This is a genomic window from Gordonia sp. LMA484, from assembly GCF_058129505.1.
Genome location: NZ_CM176700.1, coordinates 1,357,283 through 1,379,475, shown reverse-complemented (window position 1 = coordinate 1,379,475; position 22,193 = coordinate 1,357,283). Strand labels below are relative to the sequence as shown.

The following is a 22,193-nucleotide window of genomic DNA, read 5'->3' as shown; positions in this document are numbered from 1 at the left end:
CCGGTCCCGCCTGGCCAGTTGACCATCGTCGGCTGTGCGAGGGCCCTGTCTCGGCGGAGCCACAATCGTCTCCCTCAAGCACCGACCGAGGGAGATATCCTTCGGAGCAACATCTCGGGGACGATTACAGCCATTCCCATCACGGCACGTGCCCGAACGGCACGGCGTCCAGGTCACCAGGTGTGCATCACCATCTCGGCTCGCACCGCGCGCACCAGTGAGGGCAGCGCGGCCGCGACGTCCGGCGAGAAGCCGACTCCCACTGTGGTATCCGCGATTTCGATCGCGAAAACAATGTGTCGCTGCGGCACCCGCCCGAGCACCTCGCCCAGGCGTGACGCCACGGCGAGGCCGAGGCCGTGTGAACTCGTCGATCCACCCCGGACCCCGATCGTGCCGGCCTCGAAACGATGCACGGTCCCCGGCATCGATGGTTCACAGGCGAGCGAATCGACCGTCAACGCCGTCGTCGCCGACGACCACGCGTCGAGCAGTTCGCCGACATCACCACTCGATTCCAGAACGCGCCACCCCGGCGGGGCCGACGGCTCGAGCGCGTGTGCCACGGCCGGACCGACCCCGTCGTCGCGGCGGTACGTGTTGCCGACACCGATCAGCACGCCGGTCATCGACGCTCGATCGTCGTCTGCAGGAAGTGCGCAGCACACGAGATGCACGGATCGTGGTTGCGCACGGTGCGCTCGCACAGATCGGTCAGTTCGGCATCGGTGAGGGCGAGATCGGCCGTCACGGCCGCGCGCACATCGTCTTCGATCGCCGCCTGGTTCTGCGCGGTGGGCGGGACGATGACGGCCGCACGGATCACTCCGTCGGCACCGATCGAATAGCGGTGGTACAGGAGTCCGCGGGGCGCCTCGCTGACCCCGTGCCCGACGGCCTCCCGGGGCTCCACCTCGACGCTCGGCCGTTCGGGGCGTTCATAGCCGTCGATCAGGCGCAGCGCCTCCTCGATCGCGCACACGGTCTCGATACCGCGGATCACGATGCTGCGAAATGGGTTACGCCACTGATCGCCGAGCCCGGAATCGGCGGCGGCCTGCCGGGCCACCGGCGGTAGCAGAGCCGAGTTCAGCGCGTACCTGGCGATCGGACCGGTGAGGTAGCGGTGTCCGTCGAGGGCGGCGTGCAGCGCGGTGGAGTGGTGGACCTGATGCTCGGTGACGTGCGCGGAGAAATCGGCGGCGGCGAACGCCGCACCGCCCGTCGAGGCGATGGAGCCGTCCTCGATCGGGTATCGGTGTTCGCCGCGCAGGGCGAGCAGGTCGCAATCGACGTGGGCTTCGGGGAATTCGAAACCGGCCACCCACGCCACGGTCTCGACCGCGTCGTCGAGCGCACGGCGCAACTGCTCGGCCAGTGGGGCGAGTTCGGATCGGGTGGGCACCCGATAGAAGCCTCCGACGCGGACGTTGACCGGATGGATGGGCCGACCACCCACCTGCTCGAGGATCGCGTTGCCGGCCTTCTTGAGGGCGAGTCCGCGTTCCACCTCCCCCCGCTGCTGTCGTGCGAGTTCGATCGCGTCCGCGCAGCCGAGGAAGTCGGGCGCATGCAGGAGATAAATGTGCAGGGCGTGGCTGGCAATCCATTCTCCGCAGTAGAGGAGCCGTCGCAGGCCGCGTATCGGGTCGCTCAGCTCGACCCCGCAGGCCTGTTCGAGCGCGTTGCAGGCACTCACCTGATAGGCCACCGGACAGATCCCGCAGATACGGGACGTGATGTCGGGCGGTTCGCGGAAATCCCGACCGCGCAGAAGGGATTCGAAGAAGCGCGGCGGTTCGTAGATGTTCAACTCGACCCGCTCGACCACCCCGTCGCCGACCGAGACATGCAGTCGGCCCTCGCCCTCGACCCGCGCGAGCCCGCGCAGGCTCAGCCGTCTATTCTGCTCGGCCATGCCGGCGCCCCTCGACGAACTCGGGTGCTGCCACGGTGAATGTCGCCAGCATCGCGTCGATCGTTGCCTCGCTGGTCCCCGACTCCCGGAGCCAACCCGCCAATGACGCGATGTTGGGGTCCGGCGCGGGTCCGAAACACCCGTAGCAGCCGCGGGACTGGGCCGGGCACACCGCGCCGCAGCCGGCGTGGGTGACCGGGCCCAGGCACGGTGTGCCGTGCGCGACCATGACGCACGTGAGTCCGCGGCGCTTGCATTCGGTACACACCGTCGTGTTCGGGATGTTCGGCCTGCGCCCGGCCAGGAACGCGGTGAGCACCTCGAGCAGCTGTCCACGGTCGATCGGACAGCCGCGCAACTCGAAGTCGACGGGCACGTGCGCGGCGATCGGCGTGGAGGTGGCCAGCGAGTCGATGTAGTCGGGGTGGGCATAGACGGCGGCGGCGAACTCGGCGGAATCACCGAAGTTGCGCAATGCCTGCACCCCTCCGGCGGTCGCGCAGGCACCGATCGTGACCAGCGTTCGTGACTGCTCCCGGACCCGGTGGATGCGTGTGACATCGGCGGCCGTGCTGATCGAGCCCTCGACGAGTGAGAGATCGTACGGCCCGTCCTCGACGGCGCTGGACATCTCGAGAAAGTGGGCGATTCGCACTGCGCCGGACAGCGCCAGCAGTTCGTCCTCACAGTCCAGAAGTGAGAGCTGGCAGCCGTCACACGAGGCGAACTTCCACACCGCCACTGTCGGTCTGTTCATCTCGTGGTGTGTCTCGGAAATAGGTGGCCGGTATCCGGTGGAGCGATCGGCGTCTGGCAAGGCGGAGGAGGGAGTGATAGCGGCGCTATCTCGACCGACGACAACGCGGCCAGGCGTCGATCGAACGCCGGAGACCAGTCGCCTATTTCCGAGACACACCACTAGAGCTCCCGAACTCCCAGCAGCGGGCGGGCGACAGCGTACGGCACAACCGGCCCGTCGCGACACAGCAACAGCTCACCCAGCTGACAATGCCCGCAGTGCCCGATACCGCACTGCATGTTGCGCTCCAACGAGACCCGTACGTCGTTCTGCGGGAGACCCTTCTCCAGAAGGACTCTCGCGGCGAAGCGCATCATCGGCTCCGGTCCGCACAGCAGTGCCGTGGTCCGGTCGGTGTCGAGTGTCAGGCGCCGCAGTGGATCGGTCACGAACCCGACCGATCCGGTCCACCCGGCGGCCGGGCGATCGATGGTGAGCTCGAGCTCCACATCGGAATCGGTGACCCACACCGAGAGTTCACTGGCGAGTCGACAACAACTGACGATGGCCCGCTGGCACCCTCGCGGGTCCGCAACTCCGCGGGATTGCGCGAGCGGGACACGGATGCCGTCAGCCTTCGCCGATCGTGATCGCGTACCGGCGTTGTATGCCGGCGGTGGCGCGGCCCCACTCACTGTCCAGGACTCGCCGCTGGTGGAAGGCGAACGCAGCCTCGTCGGCAAATTTCTCGTCGACCCGCCACACCAACGGATCGTCGGTCCGGTCGACGTCGAAGGACAAGCAGCCCGGCTCGGCGCGTGTCAGGTCGACGTGGCGCGTCAGGAGCCGTTCGACAATGTCGGCCTCGTCGGCGTTCGCGCAGACCAGGTGTCCCCCAACGACGACCTCGACCGTCATGCGGGCTCCGGTGGCGAGATCGCATCAAGCTGCTCACGCAACGCACGGCGTGCGATCCGCAATTCGTACTGCGACTGCGGATTCATCCAGCACTCGGCGGACGTGCCGACGTACTTGCCCAGCCGCACGGCTGTGTCAGCCGTGATCCCCCGATTGCCGTGCACGATCTCGTTGATGCGTCGTGGCGGCACACCAATCGCAACGGCGAGCTTGTTCTCCGTGATCCCGAAGCCCTCGATGAAGTCCTCCATGAGTACTTCATCCGGGTGGATCGGCTCGATCACGTCGCCTTCAGTGGCATCAGACATACGTCCGGTGATCTTGTCGCCGAACGTAACTGATCACCGAACCAGCCTAACGCGGTGCGCTAACAGCGCTATACGTTAAACCGGAACTCGACCACGTCGCCGTCGGCCATGACGTAGTCCTTGCCCTCCATCCGGACCTTGCCCGCCGCCTTTGCCGCGGCCATCGAACCGTTGGCGTCGAGGTCGTCGAACGAGACGATCTCGGCCTTGATGAAGCCCTTCTCGAAGTCGGTGTGGATCACCCCGGCCGCCTTGGGGGCGGTGTCGCCGCGGTGGATCGTCCACGCCCGCGACTCCTTGGGACCTGCGGTCAGATAGGTCTGCAGGCCCAGGGTGTGGAAACCGGCGCGCGCGAGAGACCGCAACCCGGGCTCGGTCTGCCCGATCGAGTCGAGGAGTTCCTGCGCATCCTCCTCGTCGAGCTCGAGGAGCTCGCTCTCCACCTTGGCGTCGAGGAACACCGCGTCGGCCGGCGCGATGGCGTCACGCAACTCCTGCTTACGGGCTTCGTCGGTGAGCACCGATTCGTCGGCGTTGAACACGTAGAGGAACGGCTTCGCCGTCATCAGGTGCAAGTCCCGTACCGCCGAGAGGTCGAACGAATCCTTTTGCGAGAAAAGGGTTTTGCCGGAGTTGAGGATCTCTTGCGCCTTGTGCGTCGCAGCGACGGTCTCGGCGAGATCCTTGTTCTTGCGCGCGTCCTTCTCCAGGCGCGGCAGGGCCTTCTCGATCGTCTGCAGATCGGCGAGGATCAGCTCGGTCTCGATCACGCCGATGTCGGAGAGCGGGTCGACGCGACCGTCGACATGCACCACGTCGTCGTCGGCGAACACGCGGACCACTTGGCAGATCGCGTCGGCCTCGCGGATGTTGGCGAGGAACTGGTTGCCCATCCCCTCCCCCTCGGACGCACCTTTGACGATTCCGGCGATGTCGACGAAGGACACGGTGGCCGGCAGGATTCGCTCGCTGGAGAAGATCTCGGCGAGGCGGTTCAGGCGGGTGTCCGGCAGCTCGACGACGCCGATGTTCGGCTCGATCGTGGCGAACGGGTAGTTGGCCGCCAGCACGTCGTTGCGGGTCAGCGCGTTGAAGAGGGTGGACTTCCCGACGTTGGGAAGGCCGACGATTCCGAGGGTGAGACTCACGGGCGTCCAGTGTATCGGCAGGTGCGTTCCGAGCGGCGGCCGCACGGCCCTGACGCCGAAACGGAGGGTTCTCTCGGCGTGATCCTGGGTTCTCTCGGCGTGATCCTGGGTTCTCTCGGCGTGATCCTGGGTTCTGTCGGCGCGATCGCGGGTTCTGTCGGCGTGATCGCGGGTTCTGTCGGCGTGATCCTGGGTTCTGTCGGCGTGATCCTGGGTTCTGTCGGCGCGATCGCGGGTTCTGTCGGCGTGATCGCGGGTTCTGTCGGCGGGATCGCGGGTTCTGTCGGCGCGATCGCGGGTTCTCTCGGCGGGTCAGGCGGACGACGTACCCGGATCCGCCGAGGGATCGGCGCCCTCGGGCGGCTCGTCGTCGGTGACCCCGCCGGCATGCGCGCTCACCGGTGTGCCCTGATCGGGCAGTGTCTCACCGGCGCGCTCGGCGATCTGTTCGTTCAGGTAGCGGAGCACGACGGCGATGGCGGCCGCGGTGGGCACCGCGAGGAACGCGCCGGTGATGCCGAACAACGTGCCCCCGAGCGTCACCGAGAGCAACACGATGACCGCGTGCAGGTCCATCGACTTCGATTGCAGCCACGGCTGCAATACGTTGCCCTCGAGTTGCTGCACGCCGATGATGATCCCGAGCACGATGAGCGCGGTGGTCAGTCCGTTTGACACCAGCGCGATCAGGACAGCAAGCGCACCGGCGACGAACGCACCGACGATCGGGATGAAGCCGCCGAGAAACGTGATCACCACGAGGACCCCGGCGAGCGGGACTTTCAGGATGAACAGCCCGGCGCCGATGAGGCTGGCATCGACGAAGCTGACGATCGCCTGCGTCCGGATGAAGCCGCCGAGACTGCTCCACATCCGGAGCAGCACCTCGCCGATGTGGGTTCCCGACGGCCGACCAACGGTGCGGTCGAGCCACGGAACGAACTTGGGCCCGTCCTTGAGGAAGAAGAACACCAGGATCAGCGCGGTGAACAGCGTGATCACGATCGACGTCGCGGTCCCGACGCCACTGAACACACCTGCGGCGATCGTGGATGCGCTCGACTGCATCTTCTGGGTGACCGTGTCGACGATGTTGTCGAGTTGCTCATCCCGAACATTGAGCGGTGGGCCCTGAATCCAGTCCTGCAAAGTGTGCACGCCATCGGTCGCGCGCGATGCCAGTTCCGGCGCCTGCCGCACGATCGACGGCACGATCAGACTGATCACTCCCGCCACCGCGCCGATCCCGATCAACATCATCACCAGCGACGCCGCCGCCGCCGGGACGCCTCGATTGCGCATCCACCGCACCGGTGGCCACAACACCGTGCACGCGATGATCGCGACAACCGCGGGCAGCAGGACGACCCAGAATTTGCCGAGTACCCACAGCACCACCCAGACGGCCGCGACGACCAACACGAGCTGAAGGCTGACGATCGAGGAGGATCGCAAGCCCGCGAGCACCACCTGCATGCGAGTCGGAAATCCGGTCGTCTCATTCGCGGACCCGGAGGAGTCCGACACGTCCGGGATGCCGGGCACGCCCGATTGATCAGTCACGCTCAGATCGTCACACATTCACCGCATGTGTCGCGGGATCTGACGCATCGCGTATCCGTGCCGCGAGCGTCGATGACGCCTCGGCTGCGCTGATGGAGCGGCTAATGACGCTTCAGCTTGCGCTCCACGTACTTGACGAGTTCGTTGATGGCCTCGAGTTCCACGACGATGGGCGACAGTGGTTCGCCCGTCGGGGCCGCCGGCGGAGTCTCCGCCGCGGGCACGGGCGCGACAACTTTCCGACCTTCGCCGACCGACGGGGATGTGAGCGAGGTGACGGCCCGATCGTGGATACAGGCACCCTCGATCGTCTCGGGTCCGTACAGACCCATCATGATCTCGAGCGCCCAGGCGGGGTACTCCGACAGCGGCAGTTCGTGGTTCCGTCCTCGTTGACGGCCACCGAACGGTGTGTTCATGACGAACATGTTGCCAGGAAATGTAATCTGCGTCACTCCGTTCGGCGATTCGCGTGAACCACCTTCCCGGAGATGTCCGATTTCCGCCAGGAATCCCTCGGTCCTGATGCCACAGTGGAGGGGTGACCATCGCTCGCGACACCACCGACTCGCTCGACTTCGACCGCTGCTATCGCGCCGTGTCGTCCCGCGACACCCGATTCGACGGCCAGTTCTTCGTCGCCGTGCACACCACCGGGATCTACTGCCGGCCATCGTGTCCCGCCCAGACTCCCCGTCCGCAGAACCTGCACTTCGTGCTCACCGCGGCCGCCGCCCAGCAACAAGGCTTCCGGGCCTGCCGACGGTGCTCACCGGACGCCGTTCCGGGTTCTCCGCTCTGGAACACCGGCGCCGACCTCTCGTCGCGGGCCATGCGGTTGATCGCCGACGGTGTGGTGCAGCGTGATGGTGTCGAAGGACTGGCCGGGCAACTCGGCTACACCCCGCGACATCTCAACCGGGTACTGACCGACCACCTCGGCGCCGGCCCTCTGGCGTTGGCGCGGGCCCACCGCGCGGGCACCGCGCGCGTGCTGATCCAGTGCACGTCGATGCCGATGGCCGAGATCGCCTTCGCCGCCGGGTTCCGAAGTATTCGCCAATTCAACGACACGATCAGGGAGATCTTCGGCACGACGCCGACCCGGCTGCGCACCCTTCCGTCACCCTCGAGATCAAAACCTGCTCGCGCTGCGCCATCCGAGTCCGGCGGCGCGCTCGGCGAGGTCACGCTCCGCCTCGCGCACCGGCACCCACTCGACCACCGCTGGCTGCACTGGTTCCTCGCCGCACACGCGGTCGAGGGCACCGAGCGCGTGGACGACACGGACACCCCGGGCGGCTGGCGTTATCGACGCACCGTCGCCCTTCCACACGGACCGGCCCTGGTGACCGTCGAACCGACACGGGGACATGTCACCGCCCGTATCGCGCACCTCGACATGCGTGACCTGGGGGTCGCGGTCAACCGCGTGCGCCGACTGCTCGACCTCGACGCCGACCCGGTGAGCACCGACGCCGCACTCGCCGCCGACCCGGCTCTGGCACCGCTCGTCGCGCGCGCCCCGGGCCTGCGCGTCCCCGGGACGATGGACCCCTCCGAGACGCTCATCCGGACCATGATCGGCCAGCAGATCAGCGTGAAGGCCGCCCGCCATCACGTCAGCCGACTCGTGGCCGAACTCGGTCGTCCGGCGCCGTGGCATCCCATCCCGGACCCCGGCCACATCGGCACCGAGGATGCGGGTCCCGGCGCCACGGCGAGGGGATGGAAGCTGTTCCCCGACCCGGCAACCATCGCCGAACACGGTCACCGGGTCCTCACCGGGCCGCAGCGGCGGATCGACGCGATCATCTCCGCCGCAGGTGCGCTCGCCGACGGCAGCGTGGAGATGCACGCGGGTTGTGATGCGTCGGCCTTGCGCGCCGATCTGCGCTCCCTGGCGGGTGTCGGCCAGTGGACCGCCGACTACGTGGCGATGAGGGTCACCGGTGACCCGGACATCATGCTCGACCGGGATCTGGTGGTGGCCCGGGCCGCCGCCGACCTGGGCATCGACCTCGCTTCGGCATCGGTTGCGTGGTCGCCGTGGCGCTCGTACGCGTCCATGCATCTGTGGCGTCATCGGTTGTCGGAGACCGAGGCCATACTGGTCGACGAGATTCCGATCGAGCCGATGTCGACGAAGCATTCCACGCGGGCCCCATCACCACGATCGCCCATCACGCGATCGACCTCATCTCGTCGCGAACACAGCGGCGAGCCTGCAGAAGGAGCACGATGACATCCACCATCTCCACCCCGGCAACCTCCGCCGCCACCATCGCGACCCCGGCGAGCACAACCTCCGCGTCCACCTCACCGACCGCGGGTGCTGCGGCCCAGTGGACGTCGGTGCACACACCCGACGGGACCTTCACCGTCATCGCGGACAGCACTGAGCAGGTCCTCGCATCCGGCTGGACCGATGATCCGGACTACCTGACCGCCCTCGTCCACCCGTCCCTCCGGCCCGACAGCGTCGCGCAGACCTCCGGGCTCGAGTCGATCCGGGCAGCGGTCGAGTCCTACTACGAAGGCATGTTCTCGGCCGTCGACTCGGTCGCCGTCCGCCAGCGCTCGGGCCCGTTCCTCGAACGCGCGTGGTCGACTCTGCGGACGGTGACGCCGGGTGACCCGGTCACCTACACCGAGTTCGCCGCCCTGTCGGGCAACCCGGCGGCCGTGCGCGGGGCGGCGTCAGCGTGTTCACGTAACGCAGCAGCTCTGTTCGTGCCGTGCCACCGTGTGCTGCGCAGCGACGGGTCGCTCGGCGGGTTCCGTTACGGTCTGCCGATCAAGCAGTCGCTGCTCGACCGGGAAGGCCATCGGCCCGACTGACCGGCATCGACCGACCGGCGGTCGGGTGACGATCTGTTGTCGTACCCGTCGAGCACGATGACGCCCATGAACATCTCAGTGCTCATCGCCGTGATCGCCGGCCTGGCGGTCGGACTCGTCATCGGCTGGCTCGCGCATGCGTCGCGGGTCGCCGCGACGGTCGCGGCCGCCCGCGCCGAACGGGACGCCATGCGTGCCGCCCATGAGATGGCCGCGCGGTCGTTGTCCTCGGCCACCGAGGACGCGGCCCGCCGGCAGTCGACGGCCATCGGCTCGCAGGTCGCCCACATCGTCGACCCGCTGCGTGGGGTACTGACCCAGCTGTCCGAAGAGTTGCGCCGCACCGAGCATCACCGGGTCAGCGCCTACGCCGGGCTGAGCGAACAGGTGCGCGGAATGCATCAGATGTCGGCGCAACTCAACGACCAGACGCGGCAGCTGACCAATGCGCTGCACACCCCGCAGGTGCGGGGCCGGTGGGGCGAACTGCAGCTCGAACGGGTCGTCGAGCTCGCCGGGATGTCGCGCCACTGCGACTTCTCGACGCAGGTCACCGCGGAGGGCGCGTCCGGGACGGTCCGTCCGGACATGGTCGTGCACCTTGCCGGCGGCCGGGACATCATCGTGGATGCAAAGGTTCCGCTGCACGCCTACCTGGGCGCGATCGAATCCGACGACCCGGAGGCGTCGGCGCGGCTGATGGCCGACCATGCACGTGCGGTTCGGGCGCACATCACTCACCTGTCGTCGAAGGCGTATTGGTCGGCCTTCGACAACACCCCGGAGATGGTGGTGCTCTTTCTCCCCAGCGACCCGGTCCTCGAAGGGGCGGTGCGGGCCGACTCGGACCTGATCGAGTTCGGGTTCACCAAGAACATCGTGCTGACCACACCGGCAACCCTCGTCGCCCTGCTGCGCACCGTCGCGCTGGGCTGGCGCCATGACGCCATGGCGCGCGACGCGGCGGTCATTCATCAGCTCGGGACCGAACTCCACCATCGCCTCGGCGGCGTCCTCGGACATCTCGACCGGCTGGGTGGGTCTTTGCGACGTGCGGTCGAGTCGTTCAACTCGACTGTCGGCGCAGTCGATGCACGGGTGGGGGTCACCGCACGCAAGCTGGCCGAACTGGATGCGCTGCAGGGTGAGCCAGAACACACGACGGCCACGCCGATCGACATCACGGTCCGTACGGCCGGAGGCATTCGGACCAGTGACGATGTCGTCGACGACGGACAATGGGCAACATCACCCGGCGGTTAACGGAAATCGACGGATCACCCGGTACCGTCTAGATGTGTCTTCTGCCCAACAGCGTTCAGCGGTGCCGCTGGATCAGCAGTCCGTGCTGCCGACGGTCCGCGGTGTTCCCTGGTGGGGCGCGGTGCTGGTGGCCACGGTGATCACCGGGATAGGTGCGGCGATCGACGCGAGCAACTCCGACTCACTCGGTGCCGTGTTCAAGTTCTGCTACCTGGTCGGATGTGTGGCGGCTGCATTGGCCGTCCGCCGTCGCGCTCTCTTCACCGCCGCAGCTCAGCCCCCTTTGATCGCGTTCCTCGTCGGCGTCATCGCGCTCTACGGACTCAACGCGGATCAGGCATCGTCCGGCCTCAAGAGCCTGATCTTCAAGGTCCTGCTGCCGATCGCCAACGACTTCCCGTGGATGGCGTTGACCTTCGTCGTGACGCTGGGCCTGGTGCTCGCACGCTGGTACCTGACCCGCACGCCGTCCGGTGTCGGGTCGAGGCGAGCTGCGGCCCCGGCCAAGAAGGCCGCGATGAAGAACGGCTCCAAACCGGGCACATCCAAGCCGGGCATGGCCAAACCGGGACCGTCCGCCACCGGGGTGAAGGCCAAGGCCGGCGATTCCGAGAGCGCCGCCGCGCCCACGACGGCCAAGAAAACAGCACGTGGAGCAAAGCCGGGCCCTCGACCGACGTCGGCCGCCGAACGACCGGACACGCCGACCTCCGCCGATGGATCGCCGCCGCGCCGAACGCCGACGAAACGGCCGAAAGAAGACAGCGGCACCGCGACCGCTGCGCCGCCGACACGTCGCCGCTCCACCGCCGGCGCTGTCTACCGCGCCGGTGCGGGCGAGCAGATCGACGCGATCGATCAGCCGTCTCGCCCGGTCACGGCCCCCACACCCTCCGCCGACGCCGGTGCACCGGCCGGCGGGGCACGACGGGCCACACCCTCGTCGGCCGTCGACCATGACCGTTACGAATCGGTCGCACGCAAGGTGGCAACGCCCAGCTACCAGTCGATCAGGTCACGCAACCGGGCGTGATCGGGTGGTCAAGCCGACCGGGTTCGGACCGACGGCGAAGCGGGATCAGCCGACCGGAACTCCGTCGAACCACTCTCCCAGCTGCCGCGCACAGGTATCCACCAGCGATGGCCAATCCATCGCACGCTCGTCCGCCGAGTCGCTGACGATCTTCACCATGCGACAGGCGATACCGAATTCGGCGCTGACATGAGCGATCGCACATCCCTCCATGTCGACGAGGTCGGCGTACCCCCCGAGCGTGGCGCGCCGGGCCGGATCTGCGACGAAGGTGTCGCCGGAGGCCAATACGGTGCCGTCGCCGTCGGGCAGCTCCCAACGGTCGACGACCGGATATCCCATGGACCGCAGCGCGGAACTGCTGATGTCGTGTTCGATGACCGCCGACGGCAGAAAGATGCCGGAGTGATGATCATGGAGTGCGCCTGCCGTGCCCACATTCACCACACAACTGATCGGTTCGGTCACCCCGTGCCGGGCGTCGCAGAGCGCTTGTGTCAGGGCCGTCGCGGCACGAACCTTGCCGATGCCGGTGATCAGCACGCGGGCATCGGCCGGTAGGTAGCGGGCCTCGGCACGAGTCGCGGCCACGATCAGGGCCGATCGATCGATTCTCACGCCACAGAAGTTAGCGCCCACGCTCGGCCAGCGCGAGACAGGCCCTCGCTGCGCGACCCAGCGCCGCACCATAGGACGGTCCGTGCCCGGCGGCATGCACGGCCAGGGGATGCAGCTGATGGACCGGGATGCGCTCGTCCCGGCCTGGCGGCAGCGGGTGCTCGGATTCGTAGGCGACGACGATCTCGGCCAGCAGCGGACAGCCGAACAGCTCGAGCATGGCCAGGTCGGTCTCCCGATGACCGCCGTGGGCCGCCGGGTCGATGAGAACGACCCCGCCCGGCGTCCACAGGACGTTGCCGCTCCAGAGGTCGCCGTGGATGCGCGCCGGGGCCGCCCCGTCGTCGAAGACCCCGTCCGCGATGAGCGCACATGCTTGGCGCGTCGCCGCAGCGTCGGCGGTGCCCAGATTTCCCGCATCGATGGCCGGTCCGAGGTACGGCAGCACGCGTTCGGCCGCGTAGAACTCTCCCCAGCTCTCATGGACGGTCGAACTCAGGCCGCGTTCACCGATGTACTGCTTGCCCGCGTGGCCATCGGGCCGACTCCCGAAGCCGGCGGCACCGGAATCATGCATCCGGGCCAGCGCCACACCGAAGTCGTGTGCGGCCTCGGCCGACGGCCGTGCCGACGAAAGTCTCTCCAGTTCGATGAAGTCGTCGCCGACGTCGATCACCTCGACGACCGGGCCACCTCCGTCGCGCAGCCAGCGCAGACCTGCCGCCTCGGCACGGAAGAAGTCCGGATCGACGTCGCGCCGCTGCTTACGGAAGGTCGGGGTCATCCGTGCGTGACGTCGTGACCGTCTGGTGTGTCGCTGGTGTGGGGAGACGACCGTGTGGTGGCGCGCGCCAGGCGGTCGAACTGGTCATTGGCGACCCGCATCGCGATCTCGTACGGCAGCGCGAACTTGCGCGCCCACCAGTATCCGAAGCGGACATCGAAGGACGTGTAGACGAGAAAGTGGTTCTTGCGGACGCCGGTGAGGATCGCGGCCGCGGCTTTCTCCGGGGTCACCGCCACCTTGTGGAACTGCGCGATCTGCGCTTTGACGCGCGGGTCGTCGCGGTTCACGCCGACGATGTCCACGGTGTCGACCAGCGGGGTGTCCACACCTCCGGGGCAGACCAGCGTGACGCCGATCCCGTGGCGGCGAAGATCGAACCGCAACACCTCCGACACGCCGCGGACACCGAACTTGCTGGCGCTGTACGCCGCATGCCGGGGGAAGGCCAGCAGGCCCGCCGCCGACGACACGTTCACCAACTGACCGCCCTGACCCCGACGGATCATCTGCGGCACGAAGCATTCGATCACATGGATCGGGCCCATCAGATTCACCTCGACCATGGACCGCCAATGTCGGTGCTCGAGGTTCTCGACGGTCCCCCACGCCGAGATGCCGGCGATGTTCATCACCACATCCATCACACCGACCTCGGCATCGACCTGATTCGAGAAAGAGCGAACCCACTCGTAGTCGGAGATGTCACCGGCCTGGTGATAGACCACCTCGCCGCCCGATCCGTTGATGTCGGCCACCACCGCGTCGAGGGCGTCGCCACGGACGTCGGTCAGCACCAGTTGAGCACCGTCGCGCGCCGCGGCGACCGCGGTGGCCCGACCGATCCCGCTCGCCGCACCGGTGATCAGAACCGTGCGGCCGCGGAGGGTGGGTACCGGCGTCTTCATCAGGATCAGATCCTTGAGGCCCATGGCCCCACCCTAGTTGCCTGCGGCCCCAGCCGACCGAAGACGCGATCAGCCGATCGGCAACTTGCCGCCGAACAGCCCGTAGACCACCGTCAACATCGCCTTCAACACCTGGGCCGACACATCCTGTCCCTGACCGAGCAGCAATTGCACGATCGCCGCGGGGTCCTCGGTGGCCAGCAACTGCTGGACGAACGGGATCACGATCGACAACCCCTGGTCGCCGTCACCGTCGGGGGCCGGAGTCGTGGTGGTGGGCGGGGCTCCGGTGTTGCTGTTGGGGGTGTTGCTGTTGGGGGTGTTGCTGTTGGGCGTGACGGCGTTGGGGGCGGGCGCCGGACCACGGACGTAGTTCATGATCCCGTCCGTGATCGCCATCGCGTACTTCAACTGGCCGTCCTTGCCGGACAGCGCGGCGGCCTCGGCCGGGTTGGACAGGTTGCCCATCTCGATGAAGACCGCGGGCACCTTGGTGAGGTTCACCGCCGCGATGTCCGAGCGGGTCTGCAGCCCGTCCCTCACACCGGCGTAGTTGGCCTCGGGGAATCCGGCCTTGACGAAGGAGTCCCGCATCGTCGTCGATGCCTTGCGCCCCTCACCACCCTGGACCTGATTGACCGTCGCGTCGGGCACCGGCAGCGCCGGCACGATCATGTGGAAGCCCTTCTTCGACGCGTCGGCACCGGCGGCCGTCGAATCGGCGTGGACGCTCACCGCGACCGCGGCACCCGACCGGCTCGCCGCCGCGGCACGCTGGTCGATACAGCCGCCCCAGCCGGTGTCGTCGGGCCTGCTGAGCACCACCCGCGCGCCCTGACTCTCCAGTCCGGCCTTGACGAGTTGGGTGATCTGCCAGTTGACCGTGTGTTCCTTGGCACCGTTCACTGCGGTGGCGCCGCTGGTCTGGCACGGCTTCTTTCCCCCGCGCCCGTCCGGTACCTGGGCGTTCAGGTCATGGCCTGCGGAACTGCCCTGGTGGCCCGGGTCCAGGAACACCGTCTTTCCGGCGAGGGTGTTGCCTGCCGGGGCCGGCGCCGCGAAGGCGCCGGGCGCCGAGATCGTGGTCATCGTCACCGAGCCGAGGGTCAGAGCAGCAGCGGCGATCGCCGCGACCACCATCCGTCGCCGACCGGTCATCATGCGTCGTTGGGTCATCACACATCGGGCGCCGCCGACCGCAGGCCGGCTCTGGCGCCACACTCCCTTCCAAGATGCAACACTGGCCACATTAGTCACATTCGTAACAAGTGAAACAGGCCGCCGATCATTTGGAAAATTCGCGACCTGGGCCGACGAAAACGTTAGGGAGCTGTGACCACGTACCGTGTGATGCTCAGGATGCCGTGCTCGTCCGGCTGTCCGTCGTCGACGGCGGCCTCCAGCGCCTTCTCGACCGCGTTCGGATCGATACCGGAACCGATCACGACGATGCTGGTCGTTCGTGGCATACCCGACCACGCGTGCCGCTCGACCCGCACGAACCCACCCACCGCATGGACGACGTAGCGCTGTCGGTGCCCCGGCACATCGAAGGCCACCACACCCTTGATCCGATAGCAGCCGGCCGGCGGGCGCTCCAGAAATCCCGCGAGCCGACGGGGGCTCATGGGCCTGTCCGTGACGAAGTCGACCGACTGATAGGCGTCGTGCAGATGCCGGTGATCATGCGCACCGTGCTCGTGACCGTCACAGTCGGCGAACAGTTCGTCGAGGGCCAACTGGCCGCCACGGGCCTCGGCCCGGTGCGGGCGCTGCGGGGCGTCGAACAACAGCGTGACGTCGACGACGCCGTCGGCAGTCGTCACCGTGGGTGCGGTGTCGTTGACGCGGGATGTGGATGCACGCACCGCCGACAGTTCGGCCTCGGTGGCCAGGTCGGCTTTGTTGATGATGACCAGGTCCGCGATCTCGACATGCCGATCGATCTCGGGATGCCGCTCCCGCAGATCCGGAAACGCTGCCGCATCGACCACGTAGACGAGTCCGCCGTAGCGCATCCGAGGGTCGGTGAACCCGGTGATCATCCGGACCAACGACCTCGGCTCCGCGATACCGCTCGCCTCGACGACGATCGCGTCGATGCGCGCCGACGGCCGCAGCAGTCGGGACAGCGCGGCTTCCACACCGTCGGCGTCCACGCTGCAGCACATGCAGCCGTTCGACAGGCTGACCGAACCGTCGGCCTGCCCGGCGATGAGCAGCGCGTCGATGTTGATCGCGCCGAAGTCGTTGACCAGGACGCCGATCCGTGCGCCGGACGCAGTGCGCAGGAGATGGTTGAGCACGGTGGTCTTGCCGGAGCCGAGAAATCCGGCGACCACGATCACCGGGACGGTTCCGCGCGTCACGACACCGATGACCGGTCGGCGTCGTCGGCACCGACCGCCTGCTGACACGCGTCACAGAGCACCGCGAGTTCGCGTCCGAGTGCGTCCGGGTAGTTGGCCAGGGCGCTGGTGGGGGCCCCGCACCGTGAGCAGGCACCGATGACGGCGGCGTGGTCGGAGAAATCGACGGTCATGCGGTTGTCGAAGACATAGAGAGACCCCTGCCAGAGGCCGTCGTCGCCGAACTCCTCGCCGTAGCGGACGATCCCGCCGTCGAGCTGGTAGACCTCCCGGAACCCTCGTGCGCGCATCAACGACGAGAGGACCTCGCATCGCACGCCTCCGGTGCAATAGGTGACGACCGGCCGCTCCTTGAGGTGATCGAACGCCCCACTGTCGAGAAGAGGCACGAAGTCGCGGGTGGTCTCCGCCTGAGGCACCACCGCGCCGGTGAATCGGCCGACCTCGGCCTCGACGCGGTTGCGTCCGTCGAAGAAGACGACCTCGTCGCCGCGGTCGGCGACCAACTCGTGAATCTGCTGCGGCGTCAGGTGGGTTCCTCCGCCGACGACGCCGTCGGCATCCACCCGGACCTCGTCGGGTACACCGAATGTGACGATCTCCGGGCGCACCCGCACGGTGAGTCGCGGGAAGTCGTCACCGAGGCCGTTGGACCATTTGATGTCGGCATCCTTGAACGCCGGATACGACCGGGTGGCCCTGACGTACCGTTTCACCTGACGTATGTCACCGCCGACGGTGCTGTTGATGCCATGGGGTGACACGATGATCCTGCCGCGCAGTCCATTCTGTTCGCAGACGGCCTGCTGCCACAGGCGAATGGCCTCGGGGTCGGCCAGCGGCGTGAACACGTAGAACAACACGATCTTGGGGGTCGACACAGTGCAAGGGTACGGACACCTGCGCCGTGGTTCGGTACGCGTATCGCTGGCCGCGGTGCTGGTCACACTCGTCGGCGCGACGTTCGTCGCATGCTCGATATCACCCGATACCGCACCGTCGGGCATCGTCCTGCCCCCGACCGACGCACTCTCCACGGAGTCCGTCGTCGACTCCTCGACCACGACCACCCGCGTGTCCGTCGACGACACCGCGGCCTCGTTACCCGATTGGACGTTCGGTCGAGTTGTCGCGCTGGCGCCGCGAGTCGACAATGCCCGCTATCACCAAGGCTCGGTAACACCCGAATCCCCGCTCGAGGACACCTCGGGTTTTCACTTCTCGACTCCGGACAGAGCAGTGAACTGTTCTACGGGGACGAATGGCTCGGCGACGTTGGCCTGCCGGCTCAACGGACAGCCGAAAGGCATCTCGCGATCAGCTCCGAGCGCGACATGCGATTGGGCCAAGAATCTTGTGACCTTGAGCACGGAAGGTACAGAAGCGGGAGCATGTGCCAATCGGTATCCCGTGCTATACCGCAGCACAATCGTCGATTACGGGTACACGATTTCGATTTCACGGTTTTCCTGCCTGGTCGAAACTGCCGGACTGTTCTGCATCGAATCAAGCTCTGAGTCCGGATTCGCCGTCACCCCAACGGGTTACCGAGCGATCACGGCATCCGAGCGCGCCCCTTCGGCGCTCGTCGGAATACCTGAATCGGGAGCCGCCGACACCGCATCCACGGAGTCCGACATCGCCCCGGAAACCACCGCCACCGCGTCGCCGACAGCCTAATCTTCATTCACTTCCTACGTCATTTAACGCATACCCCGTCGAATGGTGGATTTCTCAGGAACTCTTTAGATTTTTCCGTATACGATGACCAGCACAACCTGACGGAAAAATGGGGTAGTTGCCTTTGCGCACGATCCATTGGTCGTTAGTTCAACTCGGGAACAGTTCGGCACAACGAAGGCACAGGGAGTTCACTATGGCGAAGAAGGAAATTGTTCAAGTAATTGATGACATCGATGGCAAGGTTCTCGAGGACTACGAGACCGTCCGCTGGGCCCTGGATGGAAAGACTTATGAATTCGACACGTCGTCGAAGCATGCCGCCCAGTTCCGCGATTCCGTCGCGAAGTACATTTCCGTTTCGCGGGTGACTTCGTCCTCGCGTGGCATCAAGCGCTCGACGCCGATGTCATCGAGTCGCAGCAAGGAACAGACGAAAGCCATCCGCGAGTGGGCGAACAAGAACGGGTATGAGGTCAGCGATCGCGGCCGCATTCCGTTGACCGTCATCGAGGCATTCGAAGCCGCGCACTGACTCGACATTCTGCCCGAGTAGATGGCGACGTTCGTTCTCATTCCCGGGGCGGGCGGTAGCGCCTGGTACTGGCATCGCGTGGTCGCTGAGTTGGCCGCCCGGGGACACGACGCGGTTGCGGTGGCATTGCCCGCAGGCGACCCGGATGCCGACTTCGTCGCCTACGCCGACGCGTGCGTCGGACAACTCGTGGCCTCGGGCCACACGCCGTCATCACTCACCGGTGATGAGGTCGTGGTGGTCGCCCAATCTCTCGGGGGATTCACCGCCCCTGTCGTCGCCGGCCGTCTCGATCCCCGGCGCGTGGTGCTGGTCAACGCGATGATCCCACTGCCACACGAGACACCGGGCCACTGGTTTACGACCAGCGGAGCGGGCACGGCGCGCGCCGCGGCCGCCGCCGCGGACGGCCGGCCCCCGGCCGAGGGCATCGACCCGATGCAGGATTTCTTCCACGATGTCCCCGAGGCCGTCGTCGCCGAGGCGATGCGTCTGGGTGAGCCCGAACAGTCGGACGGCATCATGTCCTGCGAGAGCCCGTTCGATGAGTGGCCGACGGATGTCAGGGTCATCACGGGCCGCGATGATCGGTTCTTTCCCGCCGATTTCCAGCGACGTATCGCGCGCGAGCGATTGGGCGTCGACGTCACTGTCATCCCGGGCGGCCATCTGGTTGCTTTGAGTCAGCCGACTGCATTGGCCGATGCCCTGACCTGAACAATCGATTACGCTCGTCCCTTTCCGGTCACACGAAACAATTGTTGGTGGATAATTCCAGTCGGCCTTTCCATCGGTGACCGGAGCGCACTCACATGCCGCCTGACGATTCGTCCGACCACTCCCCCGACGACAAACACGAGACCGTCACCGAACTTCGGCTGGCGCTGGTTTGTTATGGCGGGGTGTCACTCGCCGTGTACATGCACGGCGTGACCAAGGAACTACACAAACTCGTCGTCGCCGCCCGCGCCTTCGACCGCGCCGGCAATCGACCTGATGCCGACAACCCGTTCACCCACCCGAGCAGTTCGGCCACGGACGTCCATCGCGACACCGAGGCGGTCTACTTCGAGACACTGAAGGATCTCGCCGCGGCCGGGCATCCGTTGTCGGTGGTCATCGACATCATCGGCGGAACATCGGCGGGCGGGATTAACGGTGTGGTGCTGGCCAAGGCATTGGCCGTCAATGCCGGCCAGGACGCGTTGCGTGACCTGTGGATCAAGGAGGGGGACCTCCGGAAGCTGTTGCGCGGCCCGACATTCGCCGGCCTCGCCGTTCAGGCCGGGATGGCTGCGATCTGGGCGGCCGCCACCGCCTGGCGCTCGACATCCCTGTTGCGCTCGGACGTGATGTCGCGCAATCTGCTGAACGCGCTCACGACGATGGACACCGAGGTCGAGCGGCGAACATCGGCCGACCATTCCGGCGAACTCAACTCGCTGATACCCGACGGTCGGCGCGTGCAACTGTTCGTCACGACGACGGATCAGAACGGCTTCGACGTCGTCGTCCCGTCCGGTGCCGGCGGCGTCGGCCAGCGCGACAGAGCGTACGCACAGGTGATGGAGTTCCGCAGCAAGAACGCGGACCCGGGGAGCACCCCGGTTGGTCTCGGACCGGAAAGCACTCCGGCACTGACCTTTGCCGCGCGCGCGACGTCGGCATTTCCGGCGGCCTTCTTGCCGGTCTCCCGAAGCGGGTTCCTGTCCGAGGTCAAGAAGGCCATCACCCTCGACGCGACGGCGCTCGAGGAGGTGTTCCGGTTCCGCTATCCCAACACGCCCGGGGTTCGAGACAAGAAGGCTCCCGAGCAGGCCTTCGTCGACGGCGGCCTCATCGACAACGCGCCGTTCGACCTCGTCATCGACGCCATCGCACGGGAGTCCGCGCAGAGCCGGGTCATCCGCCGTCTGGTCTATATCGAGCCGGATCCGGGAGCCGCACTCACCGATCCGGTCAAGCGTCGCGGCGGCGGCTCACAATCGTTCGCCGCCGACCTCCTCGGGATCAAGGCTCCGCTGACCAGTCATTCGATCCTGAAAGACCTACTCCGGCTGCGGGACATGAATGCGCGAATCGATGAGATCGGTGCCGTGGCCGAACAGCAGAACACAGAGATCGAGCACAATCTGCGGGAGCGGGTCGAAGAGACCGTCGCAGCGCAGATGAAACGGCAGTCGGACGGCGGCACGATGCCGGAGACCTTCCTCGGCCAACTCAGGGCACTCGAGTCGGCGCAGAAGATCTCCGACACCTTCTACGCGCAGGCCAAGACAACACTGAGGGCGACCTGGAGCACCTACGAACGGATGAAGGCGCTGGCGATCGCGGACCGGGTCGCGACCGCGATCCTCACCTGTCACCGGCTCCCCAACGAGTCCTCGACGGCCGCCTACATCAGGTCAGCGCTCTCGCAGTACGTCCGTGGGCTGCCGGAGTGGGACGACGAGCGGTCGGGTGACCCCGACGCCGACAATGAAGGCTCCGCCCTCGCGAAGACGTTCTTGAAACCCCACGACACGCCATACAGCGAGCGACGATTCCTGTTCATCATCGACGGCATCAACAGCCTGTACCGGAGCGGAGGTCCACCCCGGGCACAGGTCGACGCGCTCAAGGCGAAGGTATGGGCCGAGCTGAGCGCTACACAGGCCGCGCCCGAGGCGGCGTTCACGGACAAGCGGATCGACGTCGAATTCCTGATCGCCGCCGCCGAGCAATCGACACCTGGCGAAGGGCTCTCCGCCGACCTCGTCAGGCGGATCAAGGCACTTTTCACCGAGTACGCCGCATTCCTCGAGTCCGAACTGCACAACGACAACGAAGCCATCTGGAAGATCTTCACCGAGACCGTCGACGCCGCGCAGGACAGTGGCAGCGTCGCCGATTCCGAATCACGTCCCGGCGGTTGGGGCGACGGCGACTTCCGTCTGCTGGCGTCGCGTTACCTCGGGTTCCCGAAGTGGGACGCCATCCTCTTCCCGATCATGGCGCTGTCCAAGATCCCGCAGTTCTCGCCGATCCCCGTCAGCCAGTTCAGCCCGCGGGAGGCCACCACCCTGTCCCAGAAAGAATCTGAACGCCCTGAGCTGTGTGGCAACGGGCTCGCCCATTTCAGTGCCTTTCTGAAACCGGGGTACCGGGAGAACGACTATCTCTTCGGTCGCCTCGACGGCGCCGACCTGATCATCCGGCTGCTCGGCAACACGGCCGCCGGGGTCGACACCACCGAACGCGCCTGGGAGGCGATGCGAGCGATCTACGATGCCGAACAGGGTCTGAAGAACATCCCGGACAAATCGCGCGCGTGGCTGAAGGACTGCTTCGAATCATGAGCAACAATTCCAATGCCGGTGCGGCCGGCGGTGGCGCCATCTACGGGCTCGGCATCCTCGGCGCCTGGGTCTATTTCTGGCAGCAGGTCGACGGTGGCTTCTGGCACTACGTGTGGGCCATCATCGAAGGCTTGTTCTGGCCCGCGTTCATGGTCTATGACGCCTTCGTTGCGCTCAACTGAGCACGGGTCCGCCCGCCCACAAACCAGAGAAGTCCGTCCCGACTCGGT

The 22,193-nt window shown here is 66.6% G+C and carries 22 protein-coding genes and 1 pseudogene; 8 read left to right on the top strand and 15 right to left on the bottom strand.

Features of this window, described 5'->3' with window-relative positions; all coding sequences use genetic code 11:
* Positions 1–173 precede the first annotated feature (173 nt).
* From AC4AMJ_RS05850 to AC4AMJ_RS05810, 9 genes and pseudogenes are all read right to left on the bottom strand, one after another.
* Positions 174–629: a hydrogenase maturation protease gene (locus AC4AMJ_RS05850; RefSeq protein ID WP_489917504.1), complete on the bottom strand. Its 456-nt coding sequence runs from the start codon at positions 627–629 to the stop codon at positions 174–176.
* Positions 626–1,918 (bottom strand): Ni/Fe hydrogenase subunit alpha, encoded by a 1,293-nt coding sequence (locus AC4AMJ_RS05845; RefSeq protein ID WP_489917503.1) that lies wholly within the window; start codon positions 1,916–1,918, stop codon positions 626–628. The genes AC4AMJ_RS05850 and AC4AMJ_RS05845 overlap by 4 nt, the downstream gene beginning before the upstream one ends.
* A complete protein-coding gene (locus AC4AMJ_RS05840) occupies positions 1,902–2,675 on the bottom strand; it encodes an NADH-quinone oxidoreductase subunit B family protein (RefSeq protein ID WP_489917502.1) in 774 nt (257 codons plus the stop codon). The genes AC4AMJ_RS05845 and AC4AMJ_RS05840 overlap by 17 nt, the downstream gene beginning before the upstream one ends.
* Before the next feature lie 161 nt (positions 2,676–2,836).
* Positions 2,837–3,199: pseudogene (locus AC4AMJ_RS05835) on the bottom strand (iron-sulfur cluster-binding protein); the annotation flags it as partial.
* An 88-nt stretch (positions 3,200–3,287) separates the two neighbouring features.
* Positions 3,288–3,575 carry a putative quinol monooxygenase gene (locus AC4AMJ_RS05830; protein WP_489896494.1) on the bottom strand — a complete coding sequence of 96 codons (288 nt, stop codon included), beginning with the start codon at positions 3,573–3,575 and terminating at the stop codon, positions 3,288–3,290.
* Positions 3,572–3,883 (bottom strand): HigA family addiction module antitoxin, encoded by a 312-nt coding sequence (locus AC4AMJ_RS05825; protein ID WP_489896495.1) that lies wholly within the window; start codon positions 3,881–3,883, stop codon positions 3,572–3,574. The genes AC4AMJ_RS05830 and AC4AMJ_RS05825 overlap by 4 nt, the downstream gene beginning before the upstream one ends.
* A gap of 68 nt (positions 3,884–3,951) precedes the next feature.
* The gene (gene ychF, locus AC4AMJ_RS05820) at positions 3,952–5,031 is read right to left on the bottom strand and encodes a redox-regulated ATPase YchF (RefSeq protein ID WP_489896496.1); all 1,080 of its coding nucleotides are present in this window, start codon (positions 5,029–5,031) and stop codon (positions 3,952–3,954) included.
* 312 nt (positions 5,032–5,343) lie between these two features.
* Positions 5,344–6,507 (bottom strand): AI-2E family transporter, encoded by a 1,164-nt coding sequence (locus AC4AMJ_RS05815; RefSeq protein ID WP_489900976.1) that lies wholly within the window; start codon positions 6,505–6,507, stop codon positions 5,344–5,346.
* 188 nt (positions 6,508–6,695) lie between these two features.
* The gene (locus tag AC4AMJ_RS05810; protein ID WP_489896497.1) at positions 6,696–7,013 is read right to left on the bottom strand and encodes a hypothetical protein; all 318 of its coding nucleotides are present in this window, start codon (positions 7,011–7,013) and stop codon (positions 6,696–6,698) included.
* Between the two features lie 122 nt (positions 7,014–7,135).
* Here AC4AMJ_RS05810 and AC4AMJ_RS05805 point away from each other — a divergent pair, with 122 nt between their 5' ends.
* The 4 genes from AC4AMJ_RS05805 to AC4AMJ_RS05790 are packed head-to-tail and all read left to right on the top strand — an operon-like array spanning position 7,136 to position 11,731.
* Positions 7,136–8,839, top strand: a complete 1,704-nt coding sequence (locus AC4AMJ_RS05805; protein WP_489917501.1) for a DNA-3-methyladenine glycosylase 2 family protein — start codon at positions 7,136–7,138, stop codon at positions 8,837–8,839.
* Positions 8,836–9,435 carry a methylated-DNA--[protein]-cysteine S-methyltransferase gene (locus AC4AMJ_RS05800; RefSeq protein ID WP_489917500.1) on the top strand — a complete coding sequence of 200 codons (600 nt, stop codon included), beginning with the start codon at positions 8,836–8,838 and terminating at the stop codon, positions 9,433–9,435. The genes AC4AMJ_RS05805 and AC4AMJ_RS05800 overlap by 4 nt, the downstream gene beginning before the upstream one ends.
* A 57-nt stretch (positions 9,436–9,492) precedes the next feature.
* On the top strand, positions 9,493–10,698 hold the full coding sequence (locus AC4AMJ_RS05795; protein ID WP_489896500.1) for a DNA recombination protein RmuC: 1,206 nt from the start codon (positions 9,493–9,495) through the stop codon (positions 10,696–10,698).
* Positions 10,699–10,732: 34 nt separating this feature from the next.
* A complete protein-coding gene (locus AC4AMJ_RS05790; protein WP_489917499.1) occupies positions 10,733–11,731 on the top strand; it encodes a DUF6542 domain-containing protein in 999 nt (332 codons plus the stop codon).
* A gap of 45 nt (positions 11,732–11,776) precedes the next feature.
* On the opposite strand, the gene AC4AMJ_RS05785 is transcribed toward AC4AMJ_RS05790, so the two are convergent.
* The 6 genes from AC4AMJ_RS05785 to trhO all read right to left on the bottom strand — a co-directional run bounded on the left by AC4AMJ_RS05785 (position 11,777) and on the right by trhO (position 17,291).
* Positions 11,777–12,343, bottom strand: coding sequence for a nucleosidase (locus AC4AMJ_RS05785; RefSeq protein WP_489900978.1), 567 nt, complete (start codon positions 12,341–12,343; stop codon positions 11,777–11,779).
* A gap of 16 nt (positions 12,344–12,359) precedes the next feature.
* The gene (locus tag AC4AMJ_RS05780) at positions 12,360–13,133 is read right to left on the bottom strand and encodes a fructosamine kinase family protein (protein WP_489896502.1); all 774 of its coding nucleotides are present in this window, start codon (positions 13,131–13,133) and stop codon (positions 12,360–12,362) included.
* Positions 13,130–14,065, bottom strand: a complete 936-nt coding sequence (locus AC4AMJ_RS05775; RefSeq protein ID WP_489917498.1) for an SDR family oxidoreductase — start codon at positions 14,063–14,065, stop codon at positions 13,130–13,132. The genes AC4AMJ_RS05780 and AC4AMJ_RS05775 overlap by 4 nt, the downstream gene beginning before the upstream one ends.
* Positions 14,066–14,110: 45 nt before the next feature.
* A complete protein-coding gene (locus AC4AMJ_RS05770; RefSeq protein ID WP_489917497.1) occupies positions 14,111–15,217 on the bottom strand; it encodes an N-acetylmuramoyl-L-alanine amidase family protein in 1,107 nt (368 codons plus the stop codon).
* A gap of 146 nt (positions 15,218–15,363) precedes the next feature.
* Positions 15,364–16,410, bottom strand: coding sequence for a CobW family GTP-binding protein (locus AC4AMJ_RS05765; RefSeq protein WP_489917496.1), 1,047 nt, complete (start codon positions 16,408–16,410; stop codon positions 15,364–15,366).
* Positions 16,407–17,291 (bottom strand): oxygen-dependent tRNA uridine(34) hydroxylase TrhO, encoded by an 885-nt coding sequence (gene trhO / locus AC4AMJ_RS05760; protein ID WP_489917495.1) that lies wholly within the window; start codon positions 17,289–17,291, stop codon positions 16,407–16,409. The genes AC4AMJ_RS05765 and trhO overlap by 4 nt, the downstream gene beginning before the upstream one ends.
* A 995-nt stretch (positions 17,292–18,286) precedes the next feature.
* On the opposite strand from trhO, the gene AC4AMJ_RS05755 reads away from it, so the two are divergent.
* The 4 genes from AC4AMJ_RS05755 to AC4AMJ_RS05740 all read left to right on the top strand — a co-directional run bounded on the left by AC4AMJ_RS05755 (position 18,287) and on the right by AC4AMJ_RS05740 (position 22,145).
* On the top strand, positions 18,287–18,625 hold the full coding sequence (locus tag AC4AMJ_RS05755; protein ID WP_489896507.1) for a histone-like nucleoid-structuring protein Lsr2: 339 nt from the start codon (positions 18,287–18,289) through the stop codon (positions 18,623–18,625).
* Positions 18,626–18,646: 21 nt separating this feature from the next.
* Positions 18,647–19,342, top strand: coding sequence for an alpha/beta fold hydrolase (locus AC4AMJ_RS05750; protein WP_489917494.1), 696 nt, complete (start codon positions 18,647–18,649; stop codon positions 19,340–19,342).
* A gap of 95 nt (positions 19,343–19,437) precedes the next feature.
* On the top strand, positions 19,438–21,963 hold the full coding sequence (locus AC4AMJ_RS05745; RefSeq protein WP_489917493.1) for a patatin-like protein: 2,526 nt from the start codon (positions 19,438–19,440) through the stop codon (positions 21,961–21,963).
* Positions 21,960–22,145: a hypothetical protein gene (locus AC4AMJ_RS05740; RefSeq protein ID WP_489896510.1), complete on the top strand. Its 186-nt coding sequence runs from the start codon at positions 21,960–21,962 to the stop codon at positions 22,143–22,145. Before AC4AMJ_RS05745 ends, AC4AMJ_RS05740 begins: the two co-directional genes overlap by 4 nt.
* Positions 22,146–22,193: the final 48 nt, after the last annotated feature.